Origin of the sequence: Paenibacillus lutimineralis (genome assembly GCF_003991425.1) — a bacterium.
GTDB lineage: Bacteria > Bacillota > Bacilli > Paenibacillales > Paenibacillaceae > Fontibacillus > Fontibacillus lutimineralis.
Map to the genome: position 1 here is coordinate 3,787,056 of NZ_CP034346.1, position 21,727 is coordinate 3,808,782.

A 21,727-nucleotide genomic window follows, 5' to 3' on the forward strand; every position below is an offset into this window, starting at 1 on the left:
CCCTGAATATGAGTCTTTTACAATTAACAGGATATTCGCTTCAGAAGCGATCACTCCGTTAACTGTTTCAAATCTTTGAAGTTTATCTTGATCGTATTCTTATCGCTAGCGATAATCTGATTATCAACCAGCTGATAAGATCCTTGAATCGGGTTCAGCAAGGAAGCCGGAGAGTTATCGAAGGTTGCCAGGAACATAATATAATCGCCATTCATTTTAAGCTCGGTCGAATCATTGACCTTGAAGATCGTCTTCTGATTCTCGCCGCCCACCTGTTTTACTTGTATCGTCTCCTTCTCCGTCACCTCTCCCTTATAGACCTTCTGAATCTCCACATCATAAATGGTGTATGGGATCAGCGGACTGGCCGCGGGATCAGTACCCGGATTCAATCGCTCATCGCCGGGATCGGAAGGCTTCTGAGCAACATTCAGAAATTTGAACGTAGAACTCAGTATCCGTCCTTCAACGATAAGGTCTGCCCGATTCTCGAGTTCCCCTAAGCTGCTATATTTCGGAAAAGAAGCATCAATCAATACTTCCTGCTTGGGAACCACTTCGGAAGCTCCGTTGGCAGAAGTCTGCGAATCGCTGGACTTTGCTTCATTAGAGCCGCAACCAGCAAGCAACGCCATGGTGAGGCAGAATATTGAGAACACAGGAATCCATTTACTTTTATTCATGCCCATCCTCCTCCAAGTCCTCTTAATTAATATACCGAATTGACGTCATTAATGTCATACTGCTGTGGGGTCGTTACGGTATTAAAATTGTTGGTATACTTCATAATCGAGGCAAGCGTTGTATTGGGGTTATCCTTCAAGAAGAAGCAATGTCCAAATTCATGAACCGTGGTACCTTTGACAAAATTGGAGAAATTCGTAGCATCTCTAGCGATGGTTCTGGCATTTAATTGGATGGTGTATTTATAAGGGGATTTCCATTGTGTATTCAATCCGTACCATGTATCCGAGTACTGGGCAGCTGTAATGGAATTCGTGGAAGAGCTCAAGTAACCGATAGTAACCTTGGTTGCAGTACCATTCCAGGCGGAGATTCCATTGGAGATCGGCGTCTTCCATGTATCATTTAGGTTATCCGGATACTTCACATCGATGCCCGCTTTCGGGCTTCCGATATTCGTTAATTCTGCATTTGCCTGAAAGCTATGGGCGAGCAATAGTGGAAGTAGAATGACAGATGAGACCACTAATTTCATAATTCTAATTTTCAAAATTCTCACCTCGTATAATTTTTTCTTGAACCACTCGGTTACATTGACCGACGTTGATGGGCTTGAGCTTGTTGCACTTGCTCCCCTCCTGTCTCCTCTTAATACCGCTTCAACTACCTATTAATCTCTTTTTTAACTTATTTAGTATAATAATGATTCTATCAAAATATATACCATATTGTACCTATTATAGCAATATGATCTATCATCCCATTCGATAGTTCAACATCAGTGAGAATACTTACACTAATAACAAAACCCCGCGCCTAGGCACGGGGTTAGCCAGAAACTTAATACTAAGCAGGATTAATGCGAAGTATACAGTTCATATATTCTTTTTAGCTTCTCCTCTAAATCCGCAAAGCGGACGAAACGATCCTCTCTCAAATATTCCTTGCCCTCGACGAACAAGAGTAGTGTAGGTGCTGTGAAGATCGATAAATGTCCGGCGATCTCTTCCACTTCTAACGCATTCACTTGCCCTAACTCCATTTGCGGAAAATGGTCCAACAAAGTTTGCAGCTTAGGTAGTATCGCATGACATACACTACAGTCTGGTCTTGATACATATAGGAAGGATAGCTCATGCTCTTTGATGAAGGCTTCTACCTTCGCATATGAATCTAATTCTCCTAGTTTCTTCATCATTTTTCTCCTATTCTCTTACTGGACTCTATGTTTGGCTTTTAAATAAAGGGTATTCGGAATATGTGGTGGAAAAGGGCTTATAATTCGTCCTTCTCCAATTTCTCAATCAAGGTGGAAAGATCGATACCTAGCAGGGTTATTTCTTCTGGCTCACGTATAACAGGTGACATTTTAAACATCGGGAAGTTTTCTTCCCGTTCATAGTTATCGATTCGCCGCTGATACTTAGGCTTACGTTGCTTTGCAAGCCCCTCTGTAAAGAGTATTTTGGCTCGTAGGGATTCGGAATGAATAGCCTCTACCCAAACGGTTAATGACGCGGATAAGGCTGTTCAGTGACTCCGTATAAGCATTAGTAACGCGGTGATCGAAGTATCTCTTCTTCCCAGTTAGCCATAGCTTTTGTAACATCTCTTCATCAGTTAAATGTGTATATATCATAAGAGGCTCAAAAGCCGTATGAAGTTCTTTTGGAATCTTCGCTTTCCAGGCGTAGTATTTGAAGTATGCCTTTTGTCTACTGTCGCTATCCCACAATGTAAAGAACGATTCTTTCAATTCGTAGACAATGCCGAGAGAGGAGTTAGGAAGTCTAGAAAGATAAGCTATGACCGTATCGCTTATTACGATTCGGTAGAAAGTCGACAAGTGTTCTTTCCTCGATGTTGGTTATGACGCATCTTGGCTTGATAATGTGGATTTCATCGATACCGAGCCAGTTAGGAATTTCAAAGCTAACCGTTTTTTCCAGACGGTTGATGTAGTCACGAAAAATATTCCGGACCGTCTTTTCGTTCATCCCAACGTCATCGGAAATGCTGACAAATGTTCGTTTAAGACTTTGCTTTTCAACATAAGACAGGAGACTCTTAGTACAGCTTCTCTTTTCGTCTATGGTATGGTCTAATCGCTCCCAAAAGGTTTGATTACACTCACGGCATTTATACCGCTGACGCTTAATTAGAAGCCCTACACGCTTTCCGTGAATCGGTAAAGCTGCTCTCTGTTGCTGTGCTTGTAGAGGTTCGCTACGCACCCACAATGAGGGCAATGAGAAGGTAGAGAGTTAGTCTCCACTCGAATTAGAAAATCGTGTTCATTCTCTGAAATGCTAAGAACCTTAAAACTCGAAAGATTAAGAATATCCATATGGCTACCTTCTGTTCATCAAAAATAGACTTAATTTTTTCTCTTCGAACGGGGAAGCAAGTATATAGGGTAACATTTTTTTATTGCTCTTCCTGGTGGACCCGGAACGATGGAAGAATATTTCTAGATCTTTACATGAGGTTAGCTGGGATTGCATAAAAAGCCATGTGGTCTGCTAAATATCAATCAATATTTTGATCCACTAGTGTCCATGTTTGAAGTTATGGAATGTAAAACAATTCATGCAGCCGAAATATACCGTCAGGATTCTTAAAATTAATATTAGTTGACCCCAATAATTGTAGCAGCGGCCGTCATGGACGACAAAATAAAGTCCTAGACTAACCGCTGTTGTATTGAACTATTGTTTCCCGGTAGTTGAATCAGCCACTTATAGTCTCTCTATTCCAAAATCCGCATTCGATTAGCCCTGCCCCGACTGCCCTTTGTCGGATGAACCGTTTCACTCGATGCGCGAGCTATCCTTTTTTCCTGCCGATAAGACGCCTATCGATGAACCGAGCGACAAGCAAAGACAGGATACCGAGCAAAATCGGTATGCCAAACGCTTCAAAGGAGAAAGGGTGGCCCTCCAGCTTCAGGTGGTCGGTGGCACGATATTCAAGCCGCTTAGCGGCAAATTTCGCTGTCTGGATATCCTCCTGTTTTGCCAAATCCTCGAATGCAGGGTCCATTGCAAACCGGCCCGACATATCACGATGCAAGAACATCATCTTCGCACTATTGCCGCTGTTATTCCACTGCTTGATATCCTCGGCAGCTTCAGACTCGGCATCGGCACCTACGACAATCATTTTCTCGAGCTTCGGCACGTCTTTTGTTTGATAACGCGCGACCAGGTTCAGGCCGTGTTTCGTTACGATGGCTTCATTCTTGCTGGAAACCGTTAGTGTGGTTGTCGTACCCGAAGCGGCATACGTGTCAAATGCGGCTGACAAATCCAGCTCATCTGCGCCGTTATAGAGAAGCACGCCCGCTTTGACTTTGTTCCATTGATAAACATTATTCAGTACGTACGTTATATCACTCAACCCGGCATTGAATGGCTTCATTTTCGGATTTGTCACGTAATTGTAAGAAGGATAATTCATATTTTCCGCTACTTTTCTCGCAACCGCATCACCCAACTGCTGAGAGATGACATATAGCGTTGCGTCGATCCCTGATGTCAGACCGGCAGAAGAGACGATATTACCTTGCGGAACGTAGCGCTGATCTTTCACCCACTGAATGTCTGGATATTTTTTGATAAGCCGGTTAATGTCTCCCCAGTGCGTCGCGGCTGATTTGCTGTTCAGCAAGCCAGTATCCGCCAGATTTTCTGCTCCGTTGCAAATAGAGAGCAATGTCGTATTAACGTCCGCGTGCTTTCGAATCCATTCTCGGACAGGTACATATTTATTATCATCCAAAATCGGCATAAACGGAATGACGATAATGTCCGGACTTTTGCCTAGCATCGCGTCCATTTCATCAAATGAATAATGTGGGACAACATCGAGTCCCCCGGTTAGGGATTTAATTTCGCGGTCAGGGGCAACGCCATATACATTGTAAGCCTCTGTCATCGCAAACATCTCGTATGGGACGAGAAAGTCGAACACTTCCGTCACTTCGTTCGCCAGTAGCACAGCCACTGTCGGTTTGCCGGCATCATATTTCGGTACCTGCACATTCGTTAATGCGGGGACGGCTTTATTGTAAATCGACATTCCGTTATTCATTGTGTTGATGAATCCGATCGCTCCTGCCCCTCCCACGACAACGACAAAAACGATGAGATAAATCGTGATGCGTAATACAACTTTCACTTGTCATTTCTCCTTTAGCTCCGGCTTCTTTACCAAAACAAAATATAACAAACCAAGATGAATTTATCATCAGTCTATGGTTGGTTAGAGGAGCTCGACCAATGTTGGAACGGATGCTGGACCTAAGACTGTTCTACTTTTTTTGCAAGACTCGATAGGGCTATAATTTTTCTGGAAAGGGTGAAACATCAACGAAATTTCCACAAATTTCCCATATGCACGTTCTCATGAATTGGGGGCAATGTACCTGATGGTGGAACATGTATTTGTGGATGGACAAAAGCCTTTATGTAACTGTTCCTCATCATCGACTGGTATTGCCGCAAAGTCATCACTTTACGACGTAAAAACATTGTCACTACACCTACCTTTTGACACTACAAGATGAGGAATTATCCTACCTATATTTCACCATAAAAAAGAGTTTTCCACTATATAATCCGACTTTATCGTATAATGTCATTGAGAGCTATTCCACCACATATTCCGAATAGCCTAAATAAATAACCCTGTTGATATTAGTCTATGGTATTTTGATGGTACAAAAAACCGCTCCTTTCAATGATGGATGTGTGATACCTCCATTTTAACAGAAGACGCTTTTTTGTCCGTTGACTTAAGGAATAAGTAATGGCCCTCAGGTCAATTTGGTCCTTTTTAGGTTAGCTTATACAATAATAGACGGAAGCAGTCTTCACCGCTCCCGCCTTCTACCGTATTAAATGCTTCAATTAAATTAATCCGTAGACGAAATCCATTTTGCGTAAAGAACCGTATTATCGGAGACGGTGCAGGTTTCAAAGTTCCACGCTGTCGTATAGCTCTCGTCTGTATACCAACCGCCGAATTTATATCCCTTCCTCGTCGGGTCGATTGATGGTTTAGATGCAAGACCGCCTACAGGTACAGCCTGATGCTGAATATAGCTTCCTCCCTGTCCCGTTTTAAACTCAACAGCCTTCAGGCCTTCATTCCCAATTTGATGCACGCCGATATCAAGCACATCATCAGGCCGAATGGCATTTCCAAAAAAGTCGCGTGTCAAAGGGAAAATTTTGCTTAGATCCCGCCGTCCTTCAAGCGTTTGATCTGCTCGAAATCCAGCGCCTACCGCAATATTTTGGTCTGCTGACTTGAGCTTGAAGCCTGCTAGCTTAGACACATCAAATTCGGAGCGGGCAATCGCTCTGCCGATCCCAGTATTTCTCGAGTTGAACAGAACTGTATTCTTATCCCCGTTCTTAACAATAGTACCGTTGGTTGGAATAGCGTCTTTAGGAATGATGTCTATATCCAGAGACTGCCCAATATTTTCCAGTATAGTTGTTGGGTCCGCATAAATATTATGCGATCCATAAACGCCTGAAGCAAATTTGCTTCGATCGATCAGAGTTTGCGGATAAATGATATTATAATCGAAGCTGCCATTTGTCATGACACTCTTTGAACCTATGTCGAAAACATTAACCGTATCCTTGCCGTACAAAATATTGTTATAAAAATGGCTCCAGATCCGACCTGTGCTGGCTGTACCGAATATTCGCGTCGTGTTTGTACCAAGCTTGAAAATATTGTTGTGAATAATCGGATAATCGGCGCCATTTGAGCTGCCACCAACCGCATAATAAAACAAATGCGAGTATGCCGCAGATCCTTCTTGAGGACTGCCATCATCAATACTAATGTTGTAACGCACAATGCTGTTCTTCGACCCTGGCATGAACAACATGAAGCCGCCATAATTGTTTCGGCTATAGTTATATTGATAAACTGCCCCGTCATTGAAACTGTCAATGTCAAATGCTTCACCATCGGCGCAATTGTACGGGTTATCCACCACTTCGTTAAATTCCATCACGGAGTCCTTGACGCCCATGAACCAGAGCGCAGCATAATTGGCCACACTGATATATTTGCCAACCCCATCGGTGATGTTTGGACCTTCCCCGTTCGGCTTCGCGTCAGTTAAATACGTTTTTCCAAAACCCGTAATGTAGTTGTATCGAGCTTCGCCCTCAAGAGCGTTGGAAAGAACCATCGCATCACCAGAGCCGTTAGCCATGTAATTGTTGAAGTAACGCACTTTCATAATGGCGGGATATCCACTCTTGGTCCAACCGTCCGGGTGGAAACCTGTATTGCGAATTCCTTCGTTGTCGCAGCGGATTGCGGTATTGCCCTCGGCCAGAATATCGTCGATATAGCCGTAAAATATAATGCCGCCAGCCACCTTAGCACCGCCATAGGACTGGTGAAGGGCATTGACATCGTGTACATAGGAATTGGTCACGTATACATGGCTTTTTTTGCTGGCCATAAAGTTCTCGGGAGTACGCTCCCTAAGCGTCTCAGCGTAATTATTCATAATCATAATGCCGTTACGTCCTATTTCCCATTGGGAGCCAAGGTTTGTCACTTCAAGCCCGTCGATTTCCCAATATTCCTCGTTCACGAGCTCGACAGCGCCGGAGGCTAAACGACTTTCTACCGGATTAGTGTCAAAAATATAGTACAGATCCTTGCTTAGGGTACCGCCGCCATTAATGACCGGTCTCTTGTACTTTTGACCTCCGTCGTTATATTTGCCAAGCTTAATCACCTTATCCTCCGTGCCGGAGCCTCGCAGCTTCAATTGACCGTTCCAAATTGATTCGGCATCCAGGAAAATTTGATCCCCAGGATTGAATCTTTTCTGATTTATTTTGTCCAAAGACTTCCAAGCAGTCTCTGGCGTCAGTCCATCATTGGCATCATTCCCGGTTTGGTTTGAAACATAATACACTCTCGGTTCATGATTCACAATGTCGACCATAACGTCCAGGGTCTGCCCGCCTTCAAATTCTAGCTGGACTGCTGCCTGACCCACAGGTAGCGAGCTTAAGAAGCCGTTCTTCAACAGCATCATGCTTGTGGTGTCCATCAGACTATAATCGACATCTTCGATAAGTCTCTGGCCATCGTACAGTACCCCTGTCAGGTCGACCAGGTCCGGCGTCACGCGCAGGGTGATATTTTCCTTGTTCTCCAGGTCAAATTCAACAGCAGCGGGCGTTACTTTATATTGTTTACCCGCCAACTTGATCTGAGTGGAGATCGTAGCGGTTTTCAGAGTCGCCGACTGCGAAATGACAGAGACATCGTCAAAAAAGTAACGATTTTCGATATTTCCAGCGTTAGCGTTCCAGTTGGTCATCAGCACAAGGGCGCCGATGTCCTTGACCGCAGTAGTTTTATACGCTATTTGCCCGTCAATTTTAGCGGTCATACCGTCACTGTTGACGATCCACTCGAATTTATGCCATCCCCCGGAACGTTCAATTTTATTGCTGGTCGAACCGTCTGTAGGATTCCATGCGCTGCCTGCACGCCAAATATAATAACCTTGTCTGTTTTTATCGCTTAGATCCTGTACAACACCTAGGGCATAATAATTGCTGGTACTGTTGTTATTAGCTACATTCTGGACGCTGAACGCCAGTTTAATCAGTTGATCCATATCGCCATGATCATAGAACCAAGCCGTAACCGTTCCATGAACTGGACTGCCCGCTCTTGAATTCACCAGCGCTCGAGCAGGCCCTGTAGTACCTGATACAGCGGTAGCGGCGTTACGCCCATAGTGCGGCATCACAGTAGTATGACTATAGGAACCTGGAACCCCTGCAGTAAACTTCTTGTCGCCCTCAAAATTATCCATGAAAAGGATGTCGATGCCCTCATAATAAGAGACCGTCGCGTATACAGTAACCTGGTCATCTTCTGACTCACCCGGATGATAGGACGACTTGACATGAATATTCCCGTCCCGGTCCACATCAACCTTAGCCTTATCTACATCGTTTAGACTAAAGGCGACATCATCAATGACGTAATCAAATCCGCCATCAACGAACAGCCTGTCGCTGGACCCCTTGCTCAACACGGATGAATCAAAGCTCAACGAAAGATCATTAGCAGAGAGTTGTTGCGCATTAAATAGACCAAAGCCTTTGGAATCGCTTAATGCGGAATCCGGGGTATGCCGATTATCAGCCGTTACGCCCTTAACCTTGAATGTGTAATCACCCGGGCCATGTTGGCTGATCATGCTGTCCCAATCATATTGGTTAGTCAAAGAGGCTTCCAGCCCTAATGAAGTTGTATTCTTAAACAATTCAACTACATAGCTGACAGCATCGGGCGTCTCCTCCCAAACTGCCTTGGCTCCGGACCATGCAAGGCCTGTCACCGCATTCAGTTCGTGGCCTATCGTTAGCTTCAATTCACGTTCAGCATTCCCAAAGCTCAATTCAAGCAAATAGCTCCCCGGCGACAAACTATCCAAATAGTGATTTGAAATAAGAACAGTATTTTCGGACGTATTAACGGTATAGTTTCCGCTGCCGATAGACTCGCCGTTCAACTTTGCTTCCGTTAAATCCTCTAGATTCGGCAACACATTCACTATCAGACCCTGTGCTGATCCATGACTATAGACAGCGCTTTTAGGATGAATGGAATAGTCCTCCTCGTTCTCATTAAGAACGATCCGTCCGCCTTCCTCTTCCCCGATACCTTCTGGCTTGTCCAAGCTAGCATCCAGAGTAAGCAGTCCCTCCTCCGAATTACCAGCTTGAACATTAGCTAGGGCCAAATTTGCTCCTATAAGTGAGAAGATTAGAACAAGTGATACAATCTTTTTGAACCGTCTAAAAAGATACATACTTTCCCTCCTCAAATCAGAATGCTTCCCTGAAACTTCATGAATTTAAAACTTAAGATTCGTAATATGCCTTTTTCACCTCCCCCCTTTCAATCTTCTAAAGATCGCTGAGTAATTTAGGCTGATTGATAGATGAGTCCTAAAATCGGATAGAGTTCAATTTCTGCCGGTCAATGTGTATATTTGCATTTTCAACGCGTTCTTTCACCATCAATTGAAGTTGATTCTCTGCATTCATTTGTAATAAAAATGGTTTAACCTCCGAATAAGGCCTATAACCCATTTCCTTTCTAGACATCAGCAATACATCGACGAGCTCACCTTTGTATTCAACTTTACTCAGCTGCTCCCCCGCCTCCAGCTTGTTCAATTCATACCAAATATTAAGCGCTTCCATATCTCCCTTTGGAATATCATTCTCCGACTGAGTCAACATTTCAGTGGAGCCGTCCTGCCGCAGCATCATATATTTAAGTTCAACACCCAGCGTAAACATATCTTTGTCTTGTTCGTAAACAGGATATAACTCTTCATCCGTCACCCTCGTTGTATCCAAATACCACTTGACGAGCTCAGACCAGACATTATTTCTGACATAGTTATAGTATTGATACTCATCAAAGGAAGACAAACCGTAAAACACCTCGCCATCCTTCAGCATGCGTTCGCGCTCGGCATTCGTAATTTTTCGTTCATTCATGATGGAAGAAAAGCGGATATCCTTGTCAATCAGCCCATGTTCCACGGCAATGATAGCCTCCATTTTGGCTGTCAGCAGCTTTTCAAGCGCGCTGTGGCGGGCATATTCCAAGGGAGTTTGCCCGTCATATTTGCGATCCCAAAATTCAGAGTCGGCGTCAGCTCCATATTTCTGAAGAAAAGTGTTGGCGGTTAATGCACGTTCATCATATAAAAATAGTAGAAACTCCTGTTCGGATACCCCAAATCCGTCAATGACAATCAAGTCACCCCCCTGAGGTGATCCGCTAACCGGTTTTATTAGTGAGGAAACTACGAAAATAAGGCCAATGGCAACGACTGTAACGAAAGAAACCAATGCAACTCTCTTAGTTTTGCTATGGATAAGCAAGCGTTTAGACAAAAAAATGCACCCCCAGATGGCTTAATGCAGGCGTTTTGTTTTAATACTATAATAGGGAATCGTCCCTTCAGGAGCGTGCATAAAAACTACCATTATGTGCAACTTTTGTACGATAATATATCACGGCACAGATCAGCTGTGTTTTCAAGCAGACAAACGGCCCACCCGCCGTCTGCGGATGAGCCGTAACAATTCCGAATATTATTCTATCAGCATAATTCCTCTACCACTAGGGTCAGTTCGATCACCGTATCTATTTCATCAGGAAGCGGAAATGTATAGTGTTCAGGACGGGATAAGGAAAGAAACGCATCATTTGAATACAGCGCCGTGTTCCATGGATGCCCGATCAACACCTCAGAGCCGTCCGCCAGCAGGCGAGCTTTCTTGATTCGTCCGGCTAATCCTAGCAAATTGATCGCACCTACATTTTCTTCAAACAAATGGGCGTATAGCTTATCCCCTCTCTTCGTATAACGCCCCCACTCCGGCTTCTCTATCCCGGCTTCGCCGCATCCGTAGACACTGTCCGAGTTGCGCCGGATCCATGAACCGATTTCTTCCAGTATAGCTTTTGACTTGTCCGGAATTTCCCCTCTGGCATTCGGTCCCACATTCAATAGCAAATTGCCGTTTTTACTAACACACTCAACCAGCTTACGGATGATCATTCTTGCCGTTTTATACACCTGGTCGCTTGAGGAATAACTCCAATGATTGTTCAGCGTGATACATGCTTCCCATGGTATGGACTCACCTGCTTCATTGACAACCCCTCTGGGCGGAATGATCTGCTCCGGAGAAGCAAAATCCCCGGAGTAGAAGCTGGGATCGTTAGAGTATATGCTTCCGCCTATCGAACCGCTAGCTTCCAATCGATTATCCACGATAATCTGCGGCTGCAGTGAGCGAATCATCTCCATTAATTCATTAGCACGCCAAGCTTTCCCTTGCAAGTGTTCATACGAGAAATCGAACCACATGATATCCAACATGCCATAATCGGTGAGCAGCTCCCGAACTTGTCCGTGCATATAATCCAGGTAGCGGTCAAAAGTGGCCGGATCCCGCTCAAACTCGGGATTATCGCGCATAGGATGATGGAGATCCCCATAGGCCGGATAATCGGGGTGACGCCAGTCAAGCAAAGAGTAGTATAATCCTACCTTCAATCCTTCGGCGCGGAAAGCATCCAGAAATTCTCGGACGAGATCCCGTTTCGCTTGCGTATTCGTCGACTTGTAATCGGTTAGCTGACTGTCAAACAAACAAAAGCCGTCATGATGCTTAGCCGTCATTACAGCGTATTTCATCCCGGCCTGCTTGGCTATCCTCGCCCAAGCTCGCGGGTCATAAAGGTCTGGATTAAATTCATCGAAATAAACCTGATAATCTTCCAACGTCATTTTTTCCTGGCTTCGTACCCATTCGTCTCTTGCCGGAATTGCATACAGTCCCCAATGAATGAACATCCCAAACCGGTCGTGTAAGAACCACTGGGTACGTTCCGTTCTTTGTTCAACAATACTTCTATTCATACCAGCACCCCTTCATTTATCTTTCATACCAGTATCCAGAAACTCCCCGTTCAAGACGCATCAAAGCCTCAAGGTAGTAATAATCTCCCCATATTACGAAGTCGTCTGGAGAATGCCCATGACGTACGCTGTAAGAGCCGCGCCGGAGAAACCCTTCCGCATCCGGATCGCCGATCGTTGAATACCGCTCCACCAGAGACTCCATAGAGCGCTCCATCCATTGCTGGAAATAGTCCCGTTCCGGGTCATTCGTTTCCAGATGACTCAGCAGCTCGTGCAATCCCGCGCAGACGATAGCGGAAGCGGAACTGTCGCGCGGCGTACCGGCGTCGACTGGCGCATTCAGATCCCAATAGGCGACGCGATCCTCCGGTAGATGCTCCAGAAAATAGCGAGCCAGCCGTTTGGATGTTTCCAAGAATAGCTTAATTCCGGTATAACGGTACGATAAAGCGAAGCCGTAAACGCCCCATGCCTGCCCCCGAGTCCATGTCGATCCGTTGTGAAAGCCTTGATGGGTTGAGCCGCCGATGGGGACCCCCGTCAACTGATCGAAGGAGAACGTATGATACGAGGAATCATCGCCTCGGACCAGATACCTTCTGCTCTTCTCCGCTTGGATCATTGCTCTCTCGCGATAGCAAATATCTCCGGTTACATCCGATGCCCAATAAAGCAAGGGAAGATTCAACAGGCAGTCTATAATAATGCGGCCTCCTTCTACCTCATCGCCCTCCTTCCCCCAAGCCTGAATCAACTGCGACGGTTCACGCCAACGCTTCATTAATTTATCCGTAGCGCTAATCGTCAGTCTCTTCGCCTCTTCATTCTTCTCGAGAATCCATTGAGCCTTGGTGGACAGCGAAAATAGAAAGCCGATGTCATGATGATCTAAAGAGATATACTGCTGCAAACGATGGCGGAAGCTTTCGATTTGTTTGATCGCAGCATTGCGATAAACCTCATCCTGTGTGTATTCATAACAGAGCCAGTTGATTCCCGTCCAAAATCCGTTTGTCCACTCATTGTTTGGGTTCAAATTTTGAGTATAACCGCCGCCATTGACCCCGACATGGGGAAACTGATCTCCGAATCGAGCAATATTGGCTCTAGTTTTCTCAACTGCATCCTCTATCGCTTTATTCCACATCCGTCCTAACCCCTCTTCATTCAAGTTAGTGCCTATATTCGCTTGGAGTCACTCCGTTATACTTTTTGAACACCTTCGAGAAATAAGTTCGATCCGAATAACCCAATTTCATGGAGATCACTTCGATCTTGCCCGCATCGTTCTTGATCATCTGCGCCGCCATATCCATCTTCAGACTATGTACATAATCCGTGAAATTCATGCCGGTTAATTTCTTAAAATACCGGGAGAAGTAATTCGGATTCAGAAATAGGTGACTTGCCATCGTAACAGCTGTAATATTCTCCGATATGTGCTCTATCACATAATCTTCAATAACTTTCAGCCTGGGTGTTTTCGAGAACATCATGACGGAATCTGCCGTCGGTCCCATGACATGCTCAATCCGCATATGAATCAGCTCCAGCGACTCTTCGATTCTTCCAGCATGCAAGAAATAGTAATGAAAGGATTCTGATTCTCCCTGATAACCGAGCTCAAATTCAATCATACGAATCATTTGCGAGCATTCCGAACGCCCCCTAGAGGGCGATACCCGGCTTTCCTTCATTTCTGCCAGCGATTTATCGAACAAATCCAGTAGCAACTTCGGGTTTCCTTCCCTCGCAGCAGCCAAGAATGACGCTCTTACGCCTGTCGTCATATGGGGTGTTCTGAGCCACTCGGCCGGCTTCCAATCCTGCATGACAGCTGAGGAGACCGAATCGTAATACAGATCTGAATCATACTGCTTCAGGCGGGAATGAATCGAACCGATCGATTTAACGCCTTGGAACGGATTGCTGACGACAACCCGTATTCGAACCTTGATATACTGCTGAACCGCTCTATGAACTTGATCTATATATCGACCGAATCGTTCACACGCATTTACAGCAAGATTCTTCTCGTAATTATAGATCAGCAGAATCGTTCCATCTTCGTCTTGAAACACTGACATTCCGTCAATGGCCAAAGCTAAATTTTCGGCAATATTATAAAGAGCGAACCGGATCGGCGGAAGATCCTTGAAGCTGTAGCGCGCCGCGAATGAAGCGTAATCGAACATGCCATGCGCCATCAGAAAGTCGCTTTTTTTCCATACAACCCCTATTCTTAAGCCCAATTTCTTCACCGAATCCGAGTCGTCTCCAGACAAAACTTGCTTCATGAATGACTGTTTAAGCAAGTTCTTATGCCGTTGAATCTCTATCCGATCTGATAATTGCTCCAGGCGGCTCGTCATTTCGTCCAGATGCGATACCGCCTTGAGAACGCTTTCCTTCAATTTGACAGAAGTGAGTTCATCCTTGATCAAATAATCGTCCGCGCTGATCTGTACCGCCTTGCGGGCGTAAGAGAAATCCTCGTGACAGGTGAGGAAGATAATCCGGACATCCGGATTGATTTTCTTCATCTCCATAGCCAGTTCGACCCCATCCATCTGCGGGAGACCTATATCTGTAATAACCAATTGCGGGTCCATCTCTTTGAACAGACGCAATGCCTGAATACTAGAGCAGGCAGAAGAGGTTATTCTCAGACCGAGCTCATCCCATGGCAGCAGTTGTTCTAAGTAACTTAACATAGGAACGTCATCGTCAACCAGCATCATCCGATATATCATGCAGCTTCCCTCCACATCTGCTGTAAGTCTATCCTTTGACTCCTCCCATAGTAATTCCATTAATCACTTGCTTCTGAAGAAGCACGAAAACGATAAGAATAGGCAAAATCGTCGATAAAGCAGCCATCATAATCACCGCATAGCTTGTACCGTATTGTGAAGCAAACGACTGTATTCCAAGCGTAACGGTATACTTGCTTTTACTGATCAGGAAAATCAATGGGTTCTGGTAATCATTCCATGTCCAGAGAAACTTCAGAATGCCTACAGTTGCCAAGATCGGTTTGGCCATCGGCAGAATGATCTGCCAATAAATCCGCAAATGCCCGGCGCCATCGATCTTCGCCGCTTCGATATACTCCGTATGAATATCCTTAATAAATTGACGCGCCAGAAACGTCAACGGGATCGAACATGCTCCCATCAGGATCAGTGCGAAGTGCGTATCATAAAGTCCGAACCATTTAATAAGGATATATCTTGGAACTAGGGTTGATTCCTGCGGAATAAGAAAGAATGAGAGCACGAGTACGAACAGCCCATTTTTGAACGGGAAATTCAATTTGGCGAACGAATAGCCGGCCATGGATGAGAAGAGCAGTGTCAGTAATGTCATTAGAACCGCGAGTTTCAATGAATTCAAATAGTACAAGCCGAACGGCACATTGCCAAGCCATACGGTTTTGAAATTCTCAATCAGGTTCCACTTGGTCGGAATCCATTCGATTGGAAATTTCATCACATCTACTTCATATTTGGCAGCTGCAGATAACATCCAAACCAATGGAGAAATGAACAACAAAGAGAAAAATCCGACTATGACAGTAGTTATCAATTTACCCAAACTCAATTTTTTCATCGGTCATACCCCCTAGAACTCGTTCTTCTGCATACGTGATGTAATGATCGAAATAATAGCGATAATCATAAACAGCACCATAGACAATGCAGAAGCGTAGCCCATGCGGAAATTTTGGAACCCTTCCTCATAGAGGTAATAAACCAATACGTTGGTCGAGTTATTCGGACCTCCGGAAGTTAGAAAAGCGATCAGATCGAACACCTTGAAGGAAGAGACTATGCCGGTGATACTTAAGAAAAATGTTGTCGGTCCAAGCAAGGGAACGGTTATCTTGAAAAATTTCTGTAAAGTCCCAGCTCCATCGATATCTGCCGCTTCGTACAACTCATCTGGAATATTCGTTAATCCGGCCATGTAAATGATCATATTGTAGCCGAGAACCTGCCACACCGCGATGATAATAATTGCCCAAAGAGCATAATTTGTGCTGCCCAGCCACCCCGGAGGCTCGCTCATCCCTAATGTCATCAAGATGTTGTTGATTGCGCCTTGCGTAGGGTGGAATAATATGCTGAACACGGTTGCAACTGCTACGGTTGTAGCAATATACGGGATAAAAAAGACCACTTTGAACAGTTCCTTCAGATATACCCTCGAATTGATTACCGCAGCCAGAATCAATCCGAGCAGCATGCTTACCGGAACAAGAATGACGGAATAAAGCAGATTGTTCTTCAGTGCTTTGAGAAATTTCGCATCAGAGAGAATCGCTTTGTAGTTATCGAGACCAATCCAATGAATTGCATCGAGCCCTCCAACCAGGTTCCACTCTGTAAAGCTTAAATATAGCGAAAAGAATAACGAGAAAACGCCGAACAACAGGATGCCCGCAATCTCCGGGACAACAAACAAAAATCCGACTAACGATTCCCTACGGGAGTTTGTCCAAAAAACCTTCCTACCTTTCTCAACATCTGTTTTCGTCGAAACCATTGCCATATCCCTCACCTCAATCTATATGTATCTATGAGAGTATGATAATGGATCACGCGAAAACCCGAGGAAACGATTTATACTAGTATGTGAAATATTGTTACCTTGGACACTTATCGTCATCGACAACAATATATTCGGCCTGCTCTCGTTGCTGGTTGCTCTCTTCAGGTTTGGGAATAAACATGATAAAAGTGGTGCCGGCATCCTCATTTCGCAGCACGTCTATTGTTGCATTAGGTCCGTAAGTTAAACGCAAGCGCCTGAGCGTGTTTAACAACCCAACTCTGCGATTTTCCTGGGCATACGTTTCCTCCTTAAGTATTGTCCTGAGCCGATCGATCTGTGCTTCTTCCATGCCGATCCCGTTATCTTTCACCTGTATGATCACCCCTGACTCCGTCTCGCTGATTTGAACCTCAATCTCTGCATAATCGGGCGGATTTGCAAAACCGTGTACGATCGCATTCTCTACAAGAGGCTGCAGCACAAGGCGTGGAACTTCGAATGACTCCAGATTTTCCGGAAGATCTACGATCAGGTAAAGCCGTAAACGGCTTCTGACCTTCATGATATCAACATAATCCTGGAGCAGCTTACACTCCTGCCTTAGCGTACTCTTATCGTTCACACGCATATACGCTCTTAAGAGACTCATTAAAGCTTCGATCTGCCGGCCGCGGATGGAATCCCCAGCAAGCAGCAAATCGCATTTGATGGAATTCAAAGTGTTTATCAAGAAATGAGGTCGAATTTGGGAGAACAGAGCCTGCAGCTCAATAATCCGCTTCTCCTCCTGCTCCTGCTCAACGTCTGAGATCAACTGGTTGATCTGATCCAGCATATTATTAAAGGCCTTGCCCAGGACCCCGAATTCGTCGGAACCTGTTACAGGGAATCGCACAAGCCGATTCCCGTCTCCGAATTTCTCCGCAATCCTCTGCAGCTTGAATAACGGTCGATGAATCCGTTTCGCCAAGACGATGGACAGAGCGATAAAAATAAGGGCCGATACGCCGAGCACTAGCCCGTACAGAAAAAATATATTCGTTATCTCGTCCGTAATCTCCTTAGGTGAAAACCGATACACCACTTTCCAACCCGTTCTCGAAACATTTGACTGCAATTCGATAACTTCGGGGACGGATTCAAGCTCTGATTGCTGCGGGTATAAAAGAATCGGGTTCCCGTCCGCTTCATACAAGCCGATCTGCCCTGCTCCGATGCCTTCGAACAACTGATGAAAGTACCTGTGGGAAACCGCTACGTACAGCACCCCCAAGTAATCATTGCCGTTATGTTCTTTGATCACCTTCACAAAAAGATAATTTGATTCATCAATATCGTACAATTCTCCTTGCCCAGCAGGCACGTTAAACCAATAAATCCGCTCCGGATTAGCCTCTTTCTTCCATCGTTCTGTAATCCATTCCGATGATATCGCCTCGATCCTATTATTGGCATCGTAATCAGCACCGGCAGTTCCGATCTGGAACTGGGCTTTGTTCACATAGAATACAAGCGCTTTCAGACCGGAAGTCTTGGAAAAGGCTAGGTCCAGCATTTCAGAAATCCGTCCGTATCTCTTATAATCTTCCGAAGAAGCAATCTGGTCCACATTCTTGAATGCATGCAAATCATCATATAGCGCGTTGTATCTGAATAAGTTCGAAGCGTATATGATGTCCTCCACACTCTTTTCCATATCTCCGGCCATTACATTGACTACATTCTGACGCGAGTTCTGTACCTTATCGATGACAACATCCTTGATCAGGAAAAAGGTCATGAATGAAACGATGGACAGCGGAAGCAGGATAAAAATTAACAAAGTCAGCTGATTCCGCATATAAAACGACCGTTTAAAAAGTTTGTACATGCGCCTTTCGCCTCACTCCGATCTAAGTTCCGATTCAACCGAAAGCCTGAAAAGGCCGCCATGGCGGCCGCCTTTTCAATATACCAATCTATCAACCGGTCAATCTATTCATTTTTTCGCTTGGCTGATGATTTTATTGGCATCATCCATCATTTGCTTCTGTGCGGCTTCGAACGTGAGATTGTCAAGCATAAAAGCGCTGAAGCCGTCCTCGATAACCTTCTTCATCTGCCCTGCATAATCGGTAGTCCAGTTCGCGTCGTAGACCGTTTTCGCTCTACTGTCAAAGACTGTCGCTTTCAAGGATTCCTCCTCGATCAACGCAGCGTCCGGGCCGACCAGAGCTTGGATTACTTTGCTGGCATCTGTCTTCTTGTAGCCTGGGAAATCTCGAATGACATCGGTCTGCAGAGCTACATATTCAATGAATTTATAAGCTTCTTCTTTGTGCTTGGAAGAAGTGCCCACGGATAGGTAGTCCCCGCCGATATAAGAAGATCCGATTTCCGCGCTATCGGACGAACGAGGTAGAGGCGCAAAGACAGTCTGGAAATCATGTGGATATTTCTCTTGATCCTTGATCATTCCTACAATAAATGTTGCTGTAGGCACCATAGCTGCTTTCCCGCTGAAAAATTCTGAAGCGTAATGAAGCTTGGCACCAACGATCTCAGAGAACGGCTTGACCGATTTGTCTTCCTTCTCCATAGCGCGGCGCAGCTCGAAAAATTGCTTGTAGGATTCGTCGTTGAATATCGGCTGCTGATCTTGGGACAGATACGGATGCGGCTTTTCGGAGTATGCCGGGAAGCCCACGTACTCTCCCCAAGTATGGAAGTAAGCTCCGAATTGTTTATCTGCTCCTTCGCCCCTATTCAACTTTTTCGCATAATCACGGAAATCATCCCAGGTCCAGCCCCATTCCGGAACCGGAAGATTTGCTTCATCGAGGGCCTGTTTATTGATAATAACCACCCAAGGGCTGGCCATATCCTGAAGACCGTAGACCTTACCCTGATAGACCGGATTGACGTAGAAGTCGTTAGCAGGATCGATGTTATTATTCTTCAGATCATCGTCGATCGGAGCCAGGACGCCTCGCGCTGCCCGCTCGATAATAAAGTCGACATGAGAGAATTGAATGACGTCAATAGGATCGTCTGCTGCGCTCATAATATCCAATTTCTTATAGAAGTCGGTGCTGTTTGCGTTATCTACAAGCTGTATCGGTTCTACATGGATACCAGGGTTCTCCTTCTCAAAGTTATCGACAATCTTCTGTATATCCTCGAATTGTGAACCATTGTACCAAGTGTAGTATTTGATCGTAACCTTATCCTGTTTCTTGTCTTCCTCTTTCGGCTGAGTTGCGGCCTGATTTCCATCCGTATTGCCTGATGCCTGATCGTTCGCCGGCGAATTTCCCCCGCTTGAACCGCATCCTGTGACCAATGCAAACGCAAGGAAGCTGATCAATAACATTTTGAACCTTTTCATTTCGCATCCCCCTACCTATCATTATGTAACTTCGATTTAGATTTTAGTAGTAAAAGCGCTTCCATAGTGTGCAATATTTCGATATGTTCGTGCAATATTTCGATATGTTCGCTGCATTTTGATATTGAATGGAATCTGGTTATTGGTTTATCACATATAAAAAGAAACCGCTCCTTTTGGGTGATTGGTAGTGTAACCCAAAGGCGGTTTCTTTTTATAGTTTGACTTAGGTAAAAGGGTATGCCCCTCAAGCGACAACCTATCCTTCTTCACCAGCTTCGTAGGCTTTTCAGAGTTGCTAGATTGATGGGAGGCTGCAGACTGATCTATTGCGAGCTATATACAGCAAATTTACGAATGATCGGATTAGCAACAGACTCCGTAAGCCGTAACCGGATTTTATCTGCATTTATTGGTGTCAGGGCATCGATCTTCTTATGGCCGATTGCGCTGCCATGAACGATCTCCTTCCATTCTCCATCGGCATGGACTTCAAGAACATATTGACGCACCCGTTCCCCGTACTCTATATCTTCCATCAGCACGACATGATCAATCAACGAAGCTTTGGTCAGTTCCAATTCAAGCATCTCACCGCAACCCTCAATCTCAGCCAGAGAATGACTGAATCTACGTCTGATCTCCTCTCCAAGTTCCAGCAGGCGCTTGGCATCTACCTCAGGCAGCAGCCCACGATCGTCCGGGGAGACGTTAAGCAGAAGGGTCGCCCCATGACCCACCGATCGATAATAAATATCCATCAATTGCTCTAATGTCAATAAGGAATCCTCATCATTCGGATGCCAGAACCAGTGATCCTTACGGATCGGTACGTCGCATTCCGCCGGCACCCAATCTGGGGTCTCCGGCAGCCACTGTAAAGATGCTTCACTGAACATGCTTCCTTTCGCTGTCTTTGCCGTATTCCAGCAAGGGTATGGGGCAAGTCCGTCCTCATTACCAACCCAGCGTATCGTCGGAGCGCCCATATTGAAGATCATCGCCTCTGGCTGGTGCTGCTTGACAAGACCAATGATCCGCCGCCAGTCATATTCACGGCCTTCGGAGCCAGCGCCGTCGAACCAGATTTCCACTAGTGGCCCGTAACCAGTAAGCAATTCCTCTAATTGACGGCAGTAGAAGTCGTCATATTTCTCGGGATCCGAGTAGCATGGCTCGTGTCTGTCCCAGGGAGACACATAGATGCCGAAGCCCATCCCTTCCTCACGGCAGGCGTTCGCACATTCTCTAACAACATCGCCTTGTCCATTCTTCCAAGGACTAGAAGCGACGGAATAATCGGTCGTCGAGGTTGGCCAGAGGCAGAACCCGTCATGATGCTTCGCTGTCAGAACGAAATAGCGGAATCCCGCCTCTTTTGCCGTTCTAACCCATTGCCGTGCATCCAGTTCCTTCGGATTGAACAGAGCAGGTGAATCATTGCCTTCTCCCCATTCTTGATCACAGAATGTATTCATTCCGAAATGGCAGAACAAGCCAAGCTCCTTATCCTGCCAAGCTAGTTGCTCTGGGGTCGGCAGAGCCATAACATAATCCGATGGCTGCTTCTTCAATTCATTATTCATTTATATTTA

14 protein-coding genes and 1 pseudogene are annotated in these 21,727 nt (G+C 45.3%); all 15 read right to left on the reverse strand.

What is annotated here, in order from left to right; translation table 11 throughout:
- Positions 1 to 50 precede the first annotated feature (50 nt).
- Entirely contained in the window at positions 51 to 683 is a 633-nt protein-coding gene (locus EI981_RS16695; RefSeq protein ID WP_127000017.1) for a hypothetical protein, read from the reverse strand.
- 26 nt (positions 684 to 709) lie between these two features.
- The gene (locus EI981_RS16700) at positions 710 to 1,234 is read right to left on the reverse strand and encodes a zinc metalloprotease (protein WP_127000019.1); all 525 of its coding nucleotides are present in this window, start codon (positions 1,232 to 1,234) and stop codon (positions 710 to 712) included.
- Between the two features lie 306 nt (positions 1,235 to 1,540).
- On the reverse strand, positions 1,541 to 1,879 hold the full coding sequence (locus EI981_RS16705) for a thioredoxin family protein (RefSeq protein ID WP_127000021.1): 339 nt from the start codon (positions 1,877 to 1,879) through the stop codon (positions 1,541 to 1,543).
- A gap of 80 nt (positions 1,880 to 1,959) precedes the next feature.
- Positions 1,960 to 3,031, reverse strand: a pseudogene (locus tag EI981_RS30335) (transposase).
- Between the two features lie 479 nt (positions 3,032 to 3,510).
- Positions 3,511 to 4,863 (reverse strand): DJ-1/PfpI family protein, encoded by a 1,353-nt coding sequence (locus EI981_RS16720; protein WP_127000023.1) that lies wholly within the window; start codon positions 4,861 to 4,863, stop codon positions 3,511 to 3,513.
- Positions 4,864 to 5,599: 736 nt separating this feature from the next.
- A complete protein-coding gene (locus EI981_RS16725; protein WP_127000025.1) occupies positions 5,600 to 9,565 on the reverse strand; it encodes an InlB B-repeat-containing protein in 3,966 nt (1,321 codons plus the stop codon).
- 139 nt (positions 9,566 to 9,704) lie between these two features.
- Positions 9,705 to 10,529 (reverse strand): hypothetical protein, encoded by an 825-nt coding sequence (locus EI981_RS16730; RefSeq protein WP_127000027.1) that lies wholly within the window; start codon positions 10,527 to 10,529, stop codon positions 9,705 to 9,707.
- 347 nt (positions 10,530 to 10,876) lie between these two features.
- Positions 10,877 to 12,205, reverse strand: a complete 1,329-nt coding sequence (locus tag EI981_RS16735; RefSeq protein ID WP_127000029.1) for an alpha-L-fucosidase — start codon at positions 12,203 to 12,205, stop codon at positions 10,877 to 10,879.
- Between the two features lie 16 nt (positions 12,206 to 12,221).
- Positions 12,222 to 13,355 carry a glycoside hydrolase family 88 protein gene (locus EI981_RS16740; protein WP_127000031.1) on the reverse strand — a complete coding sequence of 378 codons (1,134 nt, stop codon included), beginning with the start codon at positions 13,353 to 13,355 and terminating at the stop codon, positions 12,222 to 12,224.
- A 25-nt stretch (positions 13,356 to 13,380) separates the two neighbouring features.
- On the reverse strand, positions 13,381 to 14,961 hold the full coding sequence (locus EI981_RS16745; RefSeq protein ID WP_162616202.1) for a response regulator transcription factor: 1,581 nt from the start codon (positions 14,959 to 14,961) through the stop codon (positions 13,381 to 13,383).
- A 28-nt stretch (positions 14,962 to 14,989) separates the two neighbouring features.
- Positions 14,990 to 15,820 carry a carbohydrate ABC transporter permease gene (locus tag EI981_RS16750; RefSeq protein ID WP_127000035.1) on the reverse strand — a complete coding sequence of 277 codons (831 nt, stop codon included), beginning with the start codon at positions 15,818 to 15,820 and terminating at the stop codon, positions 14,990 to 14,992.
- A gap of 12 nt (positions 15,821 to 15,832) precedes the next feature.
- Positions 15,833 to 16,756, reverse strand: coding sequence for a carbohydrate ABC transporter permease (locus EI981_RS16755; RefSeq protein ID WP_127004777.1), 924 nt, complete (start codon positions 16,754 to 16,756; stop codon positions 15,833 to 15,835).
- A gap of 100 nt (positions 16,757 to 16,856) precedes the next feature.
- Entirely contained in the window at positions 16,857 to 18,605 is a 1,749-nt protein-coding gene (locus EI981_RS16760; RefSeq protein WP_162616203.1) for a sensor histidine kinase, read from the reverse strand.
- Positions 18,606 to 18,743: 138 nt separating this feature from the next.
- The gene (locus EI981_RS16765; protein WP_127000039.1) at positions 18,744 to 20,132 is read right to left on the reverse strand and encodes an ABC transporter substrate-binding protein; all 1,389 of its coding nucleotides are present in this window, start codon (positions 20,130 to 20,132) and stop codon (positions 18,744 to 18,746) included.
- A gap of 326 nt (positions 20,133 to 20,458) precedes the next feature.
- Positions 20,459 to 21,718: an alpha-L-fucosidase gene (locus EI981_RS16770; protein ID WP_127000041.1), complete on the reverse strand. Its 1,260-nt coding sequence runs from the start codon at positions 21,716 to 21,718 to the stop codon at positions 20,459 to 20,461.
- Positions 21,719 to 21,727: the final 9 nt, after the last annotated feature.